Genomic DNA, 11,538 nt, shown 5'->3' on the forward strand with positions numbered 1-11,538 from the left:
TCCGCCATGATGGCTTCGAGCCAGGCACGGTCCGCAGCGTTTACCTCGACGATGATCCCAGGGCGCATGCCCCGGACTCGCACACCATCACCGCGACGGGAAGCCCATGAGGGACTCTTCCGTCGCCTTCACTCCACTAGACCCTATCTACCCATTCGAAACGATGCCACGACTACCCATAAGCGGATACGGCATTCGCAAGCCTGAACTCAGGGGAGCGGTAAAGCAGATTTCGATGGAGACCTCGATGCTGGCCATCAAGATCAACGGGAGCCTCGAACTCGTCTCCGCTGATCACGAGGCGAACGACGCTGATGATGACCGCCTCGTTCAGGTGCCTGCTTGAGCGGAGGCGTCCGGCGGGACCGAACCGTCACGGCCGCGGCGCCGCAGCCGCACGAACCTTGGAAGTCGTATCGGCCCTCCTCACCTTCGGCCCATGGGTAATGCGTTCGACTTCATCATCGTAGGGGGAGGCGCCGCCGGCATCGGCGCCGCGCGGCGGCTCGCGGCACAAGGCTCATCGGCCTTGTTGCTGGAGGCGTCGTCGCGTCTCGGAGGCCGTGCCCACACGCAGGATCTCGCAGGCTACCCGCTCGACCTCGGCTGCGAGTGGCTCCACTCCGGCGACCGCAACGCCTGGGTCGGTATCGCCGAGGCATCGGGCTTCCCGGTCGACCGGGGCGAGCCGCCATGGGCGAAGGCGCACCCGGGCATCGCCGTGGACGAGGAAGCGCAGGAGGCGGCGCAGAGGGCGTACGGCGACTGGGAGGAGCGGCTCCGCACGGTCGCAGCGGGCAGCGACACGGCCAGCGACGCCCTGGAGCCCGGCGGCCCCTGGAACGCCTACGTGCGGGCCATCGCCAGCTTCATGAGCGGCGTCGCACCCGAGGCGATCTCAGCCACAGATTACCTCGCCTACGACGATGCCTCGACGGGCCGGAACTGGCAATTGCCGCTTGGCTACGGCACGCTGGTCGCCGCCAGCCTGCCGTCCTCGACAACCTTGCAACTCGCCACGGCCGCCGAGCGGATCGACCTGACGGCCGACGGCGTCGCCGTCACCACGCGCGCCGGCACCGTCCGCGCTGGGGCCGCCATCCTTACGGTCTCGACCGCGGTCCTGGCCGGGGACGCGATCCGCCTTCCCGCCGGGACCGAACCGTGGCGCGACGCGGCCGCCGCCCTGCCGCTGGGCCGAAACGAGAAGGTTTTCCCGGAGATCGGGCGCGGGGCCGCGTTCGAGCCTGACACGCACGCCTACGGCAACCTGCACGACCCGCGGTCTGCCGCCTACTCGATCCGCCCCAACGGATGGCCGGTGATCGAGGCGTTCCTCGGGGGCGAGGGCGCCCGGATCCTGGAGAAGGACGGTCCGGCCGCGGGCTTCGACTTCGTGTCGGCCGAATTGGCCAGCCTGTTCGGCAGCGCCGTCGCATCGGCGATCCGGCCGCTCGCAGCGACGTCCTGGAGCCGGATGGCGTCCATCGGCGGCGCGTATAGCTGCGCGCTGCCGGGCCGATCCGGTGCGCGGGCGCGGCTGGCTAGGCCCTTCGAGGACAGGCTGTTCTTCGCCGGCGAGGCGACCCACCCCTTCGATTTCACCACCGCCCACGGAGCTCATGACAGCGGGCGAAGGGCTGCGGACGAGGCCATGGCAGCGCTTCGGCACAGACAGGAGAAAGCGGCCTGACCGAAGCCCGGCAGCATCCGTATGGCTGCAGACGCCTGAACATCCGAGGCGGACTTCCGACGCTCTCGGACACCACCGCCGACGATCGCCGACGCCTGACCGGAAAGGCCGACCGGGTCATTCCGCAGGGCCAACCCTTCTTATAGGACCTGGCGGATGCGGTTGGGCCGTTCGTCATGCCCCAGTCCGAAGCGGTCGAGGGCCGAGGATCGGATTGCAAGGGCTACCTGGTCCGGAAACGCGAGCCGGTCCCAGGCGAAGACCTTCCCGACTAAGACAAGGATGCCGGCCGGCGATGTCCGGGGTATTGCCCGACGCATCGTTTGGGACGTTGGCACCCATGCGTGGATGCGAGGCGGCCACTGATGCCCTTCGAACGAGGCGAGCCATCATGACCCAGTTCAAGCAGCGGCAACTGGCACAGGTCGTCGACGGTCTCGCGGAGGGCGTGATCCTGATCGAGCCGGACCACACCATCGCCTACGCCAATGACGCCGCCCTCGCGATGCATGGGGTCACCGAACTCAGTGACCTCGGAGCCACCGTCGCCGAGTACCGTGCCAACTTCATCCTGCACTACCGCAACCATCGCGAGGTCGGGCCGCTGCAGCATCCGGTCGAGCGCATCCTGGCCGGCGAGGCGTTTCGCGATGCGGTGGTCGAGGTCCACCATTTCCGGGATCCCGCGAGGACGTGGACGCACCGCATGCGGGGACTCGTGACGACGGACGATGCCGGCACGCCAAACGGCCTCGCCCTGCTGATGCAGGACGCGAGCGACCGCTACGAGGCCGAGGAGCGGTTCGAGTGCATGTTCCGGGCGAACCCCGCCCCGGCCGTGGTGTGCCGGCTCTCCGACCTGCGTTACGTCAAGGTCAACCAGGGCTTCGTCGAGCTGACCGGTTACGCCCGCGACCAAGTCCTCGGCCGGACCTTCACAGAGGTCGACCTCATTGGCCAAGGCGAGCGCCGCGCCTCCGCGGTCGAGCACCTCCATGCCGGCACCACCATCCGCCAGCGCGAGGCGTGCCTCTCGGTGCCGTCCGACGCCGAGAAGTACGTCATCGTCGCCGGCCATCCCATCGAGATGCCCGGCGGCGAGCGCTGCATGCTGTTCACCTTCGCTGACCTGGAGGACCGACGGAAGGCCGAGGCGGAGCTCCGTCTCAGCGAGGAGCGCTTCGCCAAGGCGTTCGAGCTCAGCCCGATCCCGACGGCCCTCCTGAGTTCGGACGCGAAGGTCCCGACCAGCGTGAACGAGGCCTACGCCGCAGCCTTCGGGAACGCCACGCACGCCACGTCCGTGCCCTGGGCCGAGGAAGCGGAACGGACCCGATTCAAGCGTGAGCTCCAGCGCTACGGAAGGGTCCAGGCATTCGAGGGACGACTGCGAACCCAAGACGGCGACGAGCTCGACTGCCTCGTCTCCGCCGAGAAGGTCACCGTCAACGGCGGTGACGGGCTTCTTTGCGCCGTCCAGGACATCTCGTCGAGGAAGCGGACGGAGGTCGAACACATCTCGGCCATCGAATCCGTCATGGCAGACGCGTCGTGGTTCAGCCACGGCGTGATCGAGAAACTCGCCCAGCTGCGCAACCCTCCCAGGCCGGGCAAGCCGCAGGCGATGGTCGAGAGGCTTACGACCCGCGAGGGCGATATGTTGGAGGGCATCTGCCGCGGCGACACGGACGAGGAGATCTCCAAGGCGCTCGGGGTCTCGCTGAGCACGGTGCGCAACCACGTGGCGAGCTTGTACCGCAAGATCGGTGTCAACCGCCGCAGCGCCGTGGTGGTCTGGGCCAGGGAGCGTGGGATCGGCGAGAAGACGTCGATTGAGCATTACGGCAAAAATACAACGCGAAAACCAGGTCGAAAACACTAAGCGACCTAAGCTGAAATACTTTTATGTAAATCGCCGGAACATCATTTCGATAAAAGTATTCGGTGGGTGTAGCTCTGCTCGATCTGGGCATCTCAAAGACGGCTAGGCCGGACAGAGAGGTGTGGTGGATGGGCAAGGACCGGAAGGTTCTATCGAGCGATCATGCCCGTGCCCTGATCAAGCAGGCCATCGGCATGATCTTCGGGGACACCAAGGTCGAGGCGGAGGCCACGACCGAGATCGTCGCGATCAAGGCGCGGCACGCCACGACGAAGACCAAGCTCGACCAACCCCGCAGGCCAACGAGGTCGTAGCGGTCGAGCCCGCACGCCTTCGAGACCCATCCCCAGCCCGCGCAGGCCCTGCGTCGGGACCCGTCATCACGCCTAAAACCGGAGCTCGTCATGTCCCTCCTCGCCTGGATCGTCCTCGGCCTGATCGCCGGCTTCATCGGCAGCAAGATCGTCAACAACACCGGACAGGGCCTCGCTGTCGACATCCTGCTCGGCGTCGTCGGCGCGGTCGTTGGCGGCTTCCTCTTCAACCAGTTCGGCGAGCCCGGCGTGTCGGGGGTTAACCTCTACAGCCTGCTCGTCGCCGTCGTCGGCGCCGTGATCGTGCTGTGGCTCTACCACATCGTCATGGGCCGCCGCCGGGTCGTCTGACCCCGCCTCGCCCCCGAGCCCCGACTTTTCGACCCACAACACAGGAGAACCACCATGGCCACCGTAACAGAGCCCACGCCCGTATCCCCCAGTCGTGCGATTACGGATCGCACCGTCGTCGACCGCGAGCTGCCGCAGACCACCATGGTCACGCCGGCCGAGGACATGCGCACGATGATGCTGCATTCCGTCTCTTGGGGTGCGGTCCTCGCCGGAGCCACGGTCGCGCTGATCTCGCAGGTCATCCTGAACATGCTGGGGCTCGGCATCGGCCTATCGACGGTCGATCCGATGGGTGACGGCACCCCGGCGGCGAGTTCGCTTGGCATCGGTGCCGGCCTGTGGTTCGTCGTCTCCGGCGTGCTGGCGGCCGTTGCCGGCGGCTACTTCGCCGGACGCCTATCCGGTAAGCCCTCGACCTCGACGGCGGGCTATCACGGCCTCCTCGCCTGGGCGGTCTCAACGCTTGTGGTGCTGTACATGCTGTCGTCGGCCGCCAGCGGCATCGTCAGCGGCGCCCTCGGCACGGCCTCCTCGGCTATCGGCGGGGTCGGCAACGCGATGGGCGGCTCCGTCTCGACCCTGGCGCAGGCCGCCGCCCCGTCGCTGACCAAGGTTACCGACCCGTTCTCGAACATCGAGTCCAATGTCCGCAATGGCACCGGATCCGATCCGGCCGCGCTGAAGGACACCGCGGTGACCGCGATGCGCGCCGCCGTCTCGGGTGACGGTGCACAACAGGCCGCCGCTCAGGAGAAGGCCGCCGTGGCCCTTTCCAAAGCGCAGAACATCCCGGTCGAGCAGGCGCGGACCCAGGTCGCGCAGTACACCCAGCAGTTCAGGGAAACCGTCGCCTCGGCCAAGGAGCAGTCCAAGCAGATCGCCGACGCCACGGCGCGCCGCGTGTCCCAGGGTGCGCTGTTCGGGGCCCTCGCACTTATCTTTGGTGCGCTCGCCTCCTTCTTCGCCGGCCGCGGTTCGGCAGTTGATCCGACCGTCATCCGCCCCGCCCCGAATACCCTAACCCCGCGCCGGGCATGAGCGTCGGCGATCCCGCCGCGACCGAGCCCCACGGGCTCGGGACGCGCTTCGGCACCGCGGCGGAGGTCGCCATCGGCGAGGAGGCGGTCCTCCCGCTGATCGAGGAGACCGCGCGCATCGAGAAGCGTGCGGTCGAGACCGGACGAGTCCGTGTCAGCACGCGAACTGACACCCTCGACCAGGTCCTGCGCGAGACCCTGCGCAGCGACATGGTCGGGGTAACCCGGGTGCCCGTCAACCGGACCCTCGCCGAGGGCGAGGCACCCCCGGTGGTCAGGACGGAGGCCGGGGTGACCATCATCCCGGTGCTGGAAGAGATCCTCGTCGTCGAGAAACGCCTCGTCCTGAAGGAGGAGGTGCACATCCGCCGGACCACGGCGGGCGAGGACGTCGAGATGCCGGTGACGCTGCGCAGGCAGCACGCCGTGATCGAACGCGTGTCCCCCGAGGGGCACGTCACGGAACAGGCCACCACGCACCCGTCACAGGAGCCGACATCATGACCCAGACCATCACCGCCATGTACGACACCCATCCCGAAGCGGTCGCCGCCCAGGGCAAGCTCGTCGGCCTCGGCATTCCCGCCGGCGCGATCAAGCTGATTTCCGGCACCCAGGCCGGCTCGGCCGGAACCGCGACAAAGGCCGACGAAGGCATGTGGGGCTCGATCAAGGACTTCTTCATGCCGGAGGAGGACCGTCACGCATACGGCGAGGGACTGCACCGCGGCGGCACGATGCTGAGCGCAGAGGTCGACGACGCGCATGTCCACGCCGCCTCCGATATCCTGGAGGAGCACGGTTCGGTCGATCTCGACGAGCGCGAGGCCGCCTGGCGCGAGGAAGGCTGGGACGGTCGTGCGACCGGTTCCACCACCGGAACCGCACCGGTTGCCGCCGGAGCGCTCGGTGAGGGTGCGATGTCATCCGATCACGCCGCCAGGACCCGCGACACCGGTCTGCACGCAGCCGGTCCGTCCGAGGCCGTCGCCGCCCGCGGGACCGCCAGCGGCACCGATTACATCCCCGTGGTCGAGGAGCGCCTCAACGTCGGCAAGCGCATGGTCGATGCAGGCCGGGTCCGGGTTCGGTCCTACGCCGTCGAGAAGGATGTCAGCGAGAACGTCACCCTCCACGACGAGACGGTGAACGTCGACCGTCGCGTCGTCGACCGCGCCGTCACCCCGGGCGACATGGCGCTGTTCGAGGATAAGGTCATCGAGGCGACGGAGATGCGCGAGCAGGCGGTGGTGTCGAAGGACGCCCGCGTCGTCGGTGAGGTCGGCATCCGCAAGGATGCAGCCCAGCGCGTGGAGACGGTAACCGACAAGGTCCGCCACACCGAGGTCGAAGTCGAGGACGGTCGCGGGACGGTCAGCCATACCGGCACCGCCGGGACCACCACGGAAACCACCCCGCGCAAGCCGCTCTGAAACGCTCAAGTCCGGGACCGGTTCGAGCCGGTCCCGGCTCCGTACGATTCCATGTCCACCTTTCACGAAAGCCCCGTCGTCGTGACCAAGCTCCGCCACCTCGTCGTATTCGCGGCCCTGGTATCGTCATGCCTCCCGCTCGGCGCACAGGCTCTTGAGAAGACCGGTTCCAGGGCATCGCTGAAACCCTTCTGCTCCGCCGACTACGCCCGTCTCTGCAACGGCCTCGACCTGAACGGACCCGAGGTCGTCGCCTGCTTCCGCAGGAACGCCCGAGAGGTCTCGCCTGGCTGCCGGGCGGCCATTGCCGACTACGTCATCACGGCTTCCGAACGGTCCGCCCTCTCGCGGTAGCGGTCGCTCGCCTGCCCGGTCCGCATCCCATCCCACCCCTAAGGAAACCCCATGAAGATCCTGACCACCCTGACCGTCGCGACGGCGATGACGCTTCTTGGCGCCGGCATCGCCTCGGCCAAGCCATGTGCGGTCGGAACGACCACGAACAGCACCGGCCAGAAGGGCTCGGCCGACGCTTCCTCGAAGGTCGACGGGGACGTGATCGGGAAGGTCTCGCCCGGTGCCAAGGCCGAATCCCCCGGGACGGTCGGGGCGATGAACAACGTCGGCTCGAATGCGACGCCCTCCGCCAATGAGGCGAAGCCGCCCGAGGGCAAGGTGGTGAAGCCCGGCGACGACGACTGCTGATCGGCACGACGACCCCTCTCACCGGAGCGGAGACACCCAATGAGTGACGGCTTCCCCTCTATGACGGCGCTGCTCGGCATGTTGGCCGTGGCGGGGTTCCAGAACCAGGATAAGATCCCGGAGATGCTCGGCGGAGCCGGCCACAGTGGTCCTGCAACTGCAGGTGCGCCCGCCGGACAGGGCGGGATCGCGGGACAGGGTGGTCTCGGCGGCCTGCTGGGTAATCTCGGAGGCGCCCTCGGGGGTGCCGGTGCCGGTGGCCTGCTCAGTGGCGGCCTCAGCCAACTCGTCTACCGCTTTCGCGAGAACGGCCACGGCGAGGCCGCCTATTCCTGGGTGAACCATGGTCCAAACGCCGAGATGAAGCCCGATCATTTGCGATCGGCCATCGGTCCTGACGTCCTCGATACGCTGTCGAGGCAGACCGGCCTCTCGCACGAAGACCTTCTGTCCAGGCTCTCGCGCGAACTGCCGTCCGCGGTGGACCGCTACACCCCCGACGGCAGGCTTCCGTCCGCGGTCGCCGGCATGCCCGCCTGAGGAGCCACCCGGTCGATCCCGCTGGTATCGAAGCCGCGGAACCGACCGGCCACACGTTTGCACCGGGGCACGTAAATCCCCGTCACGGGAGGGACAGATGTCCGGAAACGCGCACGCCAAGGCCGCCGAACACCACGAGGCTGCGGCAAAGTCACACCGGAAGGCCGCTCGACACATCGACGCCGGCAACGAGGAGAAGGCCGCCGAGCACGCCTCAAAGGCCGACGACCGGGCGAAGAAAGCCAACCAAAGCTCGATGAAGGCGCGACCCGGGAAGGCTGCGTCGAAGGATTAGTCAGTGCCTCGCATCGGCTCGAAGCGCGTTTCGCAGCGGGCCAGCTCAACCTTGAACCGAATGGAAATTGACCAATGGACGAGAACCGCATTACCGGCGCCGCCAAGGAACTCGGCGGCAAGGTCCAGGGCGCCGTCGGTGACGTCACGGGCGACCGCGAGACCCAGGCCAAGGGCACGGCCAACGAGGCGAAGGGGACCGTCGAGAACTTGTACGGACAGGCCAAGGACGCCGTGCGCGACGTTGCCGGACAGGCAAGCGACCTCGCCGACAAGGCGATCAACAGGGGCCGGGACGCCCTTCCCGAGGCCGAGCGTGCCTACCGCCAGGGTGGAGATGCCGTCGCACAGTATGCGAAAGAGTCCCCGCTGCTGCTGGCGGCCATGGCCGGAGCCATTGGATACCTGCTTGCGATGGTGATCCACGGCCGTCGCTGAACGGTCGCCGTCCGGGGTTAGGCTTATAATAGGCGTGATCCCCGACCGGGGACGAGACGATGGGGATCCTCCGATGCCACCCCTGCGAACGCCGATTCATAACGGGTCGAACGACGACCGCTGGTATCTATGCCGCGGCGACGACCCAACTGACGTGTACGTCTTCCACGAGCCGAACGGTCCATCCGGCGGGAGGCCGTCCCGCATCGAGCTCGCGGCTTTCCTCGCTGCGGCGAACGGCTCCCCCGAGCACTGCGCTCTCCTCGGTATGATCGGTTCCCTCGTCAGGACTGATCGTGCCGAACTCGCATCGAGCAGTCCCACCCTCGAGCTGGGGGCCGCCGGTGCCGAACCGACCCCTGGCGAGGCTGCCACGTCGTTCTGATCCGTTCCTCCAACGCCCGCGAGACCGCCATGGCCATCGACTACCGTTCCGAACTCCGCAGGCCCCTGCCGTTCAGCCTCGCCGTTGTGGTGGCAGTGCTCCTGGTCTGGCTCGTCGTCGCCTCCATCGCCGGTGGGCGGCAGAGGACGGCGCGGGACCATCGCATCCAAGACCTGGAGACGCAGCAGGTCTCCCTGCAATCGGACCTCGACCAGCAAAGGGCGGCGGCGGGTACCCTCGACGGGCTCAAGGAGAGGATCGCATCGGCCCAGCAGCAGGAGCGGGACATCACCCAGGCCGGGGAACAAGCCAAGGCAAGAGCCGCGAGCCTGGCGACCGAACAGCAGGCGGCCGAGCGCAAGGCCGGCGAGGCGAAGGCCACCGCGGAGGCCGAGACGACCAAGCTCACCGGGCTTCAGGCCCAGCTTACCCAGGCGGAGCAGAAGCTCGCGCCGATGAAGGAGGCCACCACGGCCGCCGAGCAGGCGGCGACTGCCAGGACCAAGGAACTGGCCGACGTCGGGCGCCGGCTGGAGGAGACGCGCCAGCAAGAGGCGAAGCTGCGGTCCGACATCGCCGCCATGTCCCAGGAGGCGACCGCCAAGACTGCCGACCTCGCGAAGGCCGAGGAGAGCCAGCAGAAGGCGCGCGAGGGCTCGGCCGCCGCTCAGAAGGATCTCGCCGATGCTCGCGCCGCGACCGAGCAGGCGACGAGGCAGAAGGCCGAACTGGAGCGGGCCGTCGACGGTCTGACCGCCAATCGTGAGAAGCTGGCGAGCGACGTCTCGCAGGCTGGCCAGCAGGTGCAGCAAGCCAGGGATGGGTTGGCGGCGACGCAGAAAGAACTCGCCACGGCGCAGTCCGAGCGGGACCGTGTGATCTCGGAACGGAGCCAGGCTGAGCAGGCCGTCCAGAAGCTGGCTTCCGACCGCGACGGCGCGACCTCGGCGTTGGAAGCGCTGCAGAGGAGGCAGGCCGACGCCCAGGCGCAGTTGGCGACCCTGACCGAGACGCTTGCCACCCGGAACAAGGAGATGGCCGCCCTTGAGGACCGGATCGGGACGACCCGGCAGGAGCTTGCTGTGGCCCAGGCCAAGCTCGCCGAGGTGCGTCAGCAGCTTTCGGACCAGCCTCCCTCCATGACGGTGCATCCCGGGCCATCCCAGCCGCAAGCTCCTGCCGTCGCCCCCAAGTCCGAATAATCCCTCGGGACGTGGGTCGGAGGGTCGCTGGACCAGAGCAGGGCCAGCTTCGTCGAAGGCTGATTCCATCCAATCGCCGTGCAGGGGACGGACAGGGGGCTCCAGATCGGCGGGACAAGGAGGAGGCGCTCTGACCGGCGGATTTCTGGACGAGGCGTCATGGACGTCCAGGGTGGGAGCTTGCCGCGACCTGAAGCACGGTGGTCGATGCAGCTTCGGACCGCATCGTGAATTCCACCTTCGCGTTCATATTCACGGTTCGCCATCGGAACGGTCCCGCGCGCCGGCCCTTTGCCCAAGACGATGAAAGTCGATCCCGAATGATATTTCGCGATCCTTCCGGACCCATCGGCAATAAACCGGAGGGGACATGTCCAGGACGATCTCAGGCTCTACCGCACAGAGGATCCATGTCCCTCTGCGGGACACCTCGCGGTAGGGCAGGCGTTGGGTTTCCGCTTCTGAAGCCTATTGAGTGGCGGCGTGGAGTCTTTCGGGTGTGAACCCGGTCCAGACGCGCTCTTGGGTTATCAGCTCATGCTCGCGCTTGTCCGACGTCAACACCAGTGGGACAGATTGAGGATCTTCACGAACGGAGGATGGCTGGTTCATCGTAGCTCCTGAGGAGCGAAGATGAAGCCGACATCCGGGCCGGCCAAGGAGCCGGCGGAAGCGGTGATCCAAGACATCCGTCGGGCCACACGTCGGCAGTTCTCCTCCGAAGAGAAGATCAGCGTGGTGCTGGAAGGCTTGCGTGGCGAGGACAGCATCGCCGAGTTGTGCCGTCGTGCGGGGATCACCGCCTCGATGGACTACGGCTGGTCAAGGAGTTCCTGGAGGCGGGCAAGAAGCGCCTGTCCGGCGACACGACTCGTGCGGCTACCACGGAGGAGGTGCGGGCTCTGCGCCGCGAGACGGGGGCGCTGAAGGAGGTCGTGGCTGATCTCGTCCTGAGAACCGTCTGCTTAAAAAAGCATGCGCGGGGCTGGGGGCGACGAGGCATGAGGTACCCGGCCCCCGAGAAGCTGGAGATCATCCGGCTGGTCGAGCAATCCCACCTGCCGGTGCGTGCCACCCTGGACAAGCTCGGCATCACGCGCTCGACGTTTTACCGCTGGTCCGACGCCTACCAGCGCGGCGGCCCCGAGGCGTTGAATGACCATCCTTCGCAGCCGAGCCGGGTCTGGAACCGTCTACCTGCAGAGATCCGCGAGCAGATCGTTGCCTTGGCTCTGGAGCAGCCTGAACTCAGTCCGCGTGA

The 11,538-nt window shown here is 67.4% G+C and carries 13 protein-coding genes and 1 pseudogene; all 14 read left to right on the top strand.

What is annotated here, in order from left to right:
* Nucleotides 1-439 precede the first annotated feature (439 nt).
* Complete coding sequence (locus MKK65_RS06925; protein WP_243956504.1) at nt 440-1,693, top strand: flavin monoamine oxidase family protein; 1,254 nt, start codon at nt 440-442, stop codon at nt 1,691-1,693.
* A 391-nt stretch (nt 1,694-2,084) separates the two neighbouring features.
* Nucleotides 2,085-3,575 (top strand): PAS domain S-box protein, encoded by a 1,491-nt coding sequence (locus MKK65_RS06930; RefSeq protein WP_243956506.1) that lies wholly within the window; start codon nt 2,085-2,087, stop codon nt 3,573-3,575.
* Between the two features lie 128 nt (nt 3,576-3,703).
* The gene (locus MKK65_RS06935; protein ID WP_243956508.1) at nt 3,704-3,889 is read left to right on the top strand and encodes a hypothetical protein; all 186 of its coding nucleotides are present in this window, start codon (nt 3,704-3,706) and stop codon (nt 3,887-3,889) included.
* A gap of 90 nt (nt 3,890-3,979) precedes the next feature.
* A complete protein-coding gene (locus MKK65_RS06940; RefSeq protein ID WP_243956510.1) occupies nt 3,980-4,240 on the top strand; it encodes a GlsB/YeaQ/YmgE family stress response membrane protein in 261 nt (86 codons plus the stop codon).
* Between the two features lie 54 nt (nt 4,241-4,294).
* A complete protein-coding gene (locus tag MKK65_RS06945; RefSeq protein WP_243956512.1) occupies nt 4,295-5,281 on the top strand; it encodes a PhnA-like protein in 987 nt (328 codons plus the stop codon).
* Nucleotides 5,278-5,784 (top strand): YsnF/AvaK domain-containing protein, encoded by a 507-nt coding sequence (locus MKK65_RS06950; protein WP_243956519.1) that lies wholly within the window; start codon nt 5,278-5,280, stop codon nt 5,782-5,784. The genes MKK65_RS06945 and MKK65_RS06950 overlap by 4 nt, the downstream gene beginning before the upstream one ends.
* The gene (locus MKK65_RS06955; RefSeq protein WP_243956521.1) at nt 5,781-6,713 is read left to right on the top strand and encodes a YsnF/AvaK domain-containing protein; all 933 of its coding nucleotides are present in this window, start codon (nt 5,781-5,783) and stop codon (nt 6,711-6,713) included. Before MKK65_RS06950 ends, MKK65_RS06955 begins: the two co-directional genes overlap by 4 nt.
* Nucleotides 6,714-6,764: 51 nt before the next feature.
* The gene (locus MKK65_RS06960) at nt 6,765-7,067 is read left to right on the top strand and encodes a hypothetical protein (protein WP_243956523.1); all 303 of its coding nucleotides are present in this window, start codon (nt 6,765-6,767) and stop codon (nt 7,065-7,067) included.
* Between the two features lie 51 nt (nt 7,068-7,118).
* On the top strand, nt 7,119-7,418 hold the full coding sequence (locus tag MKK65_RS06965; RefSeq protein WP_243956525.1) for a hypothetical protein: 300 nt from the start codon (nt 7,119-7,121) through the stop codon (nt 7,416-7,418).
* Nucleotides 7,419-7,457: 39 nt separating this feature from the next.
* On the top strand, nt 7,458-7,958 hold the full coding sequence (locus tag MKK65_RS06970) for a YidB family protein (protein ID WP_243956527.1): 501 nt from the start codon (nt 7,458-7,460) through the stop codon (nt 7,956-7,958).
* Between the two features lie 97 nt (nt 7,959-8,055).
* Nucleotides 8,056-8,253, top strand: a complete 198-nt coding sequence (locus MKK65_RS06975; protein WP_243956529.1) for a hypothetical protein — start codon at nt 8,056-8,058, stop codon at nt 8,251-8,253.
* Between the two features lie 74 nt (nt 8,254-8,327).
* Nucleotides 8,328-8,690 carry a CsbD family protein gene (locus MKK65_RS06980; RefSeq protein ID WP_243956532.1) on the top strand — a complete coding sequence of 121 codons (363 nt, stop codon included), beginning with the start codon at nt 8,328-8,330 and terminating at the stop codon, nt 8,688-8,690.
* A gap of 414 nt (nt 8,691-9,104) precedes the next feature.
* Nucleotides 9,105-10,277, top strand: coding sequence for a chromosome partitioning protein ParA (locus MKK65_RS06985; RefSeq protein WP_243956534.1), 1,173 nt, complete (start codon nt 9,105-9,107; stop codon nt 10,275-10,277).
* A 633-nt stretch (nt 10,278-10,910) separates the two neighbouring features.
* Nucleotides 10,911-11,538 (top strand): annotated as a pseudogene (locus tag MKK65_RS06990) (helix-turn-helix domain-containing protein); the annotation flags it as partial.

Source organism: Methylobacterium sp. J-001, assembly GCF_022829565.1.
In the GTDB taxonomy this organism is placed as follows: domain Bacteria; phylum Pseudomonadota; class Alphaproteobacteria; order Rhizobiales; family Beijerinckiaceae; genus Methylobacterium.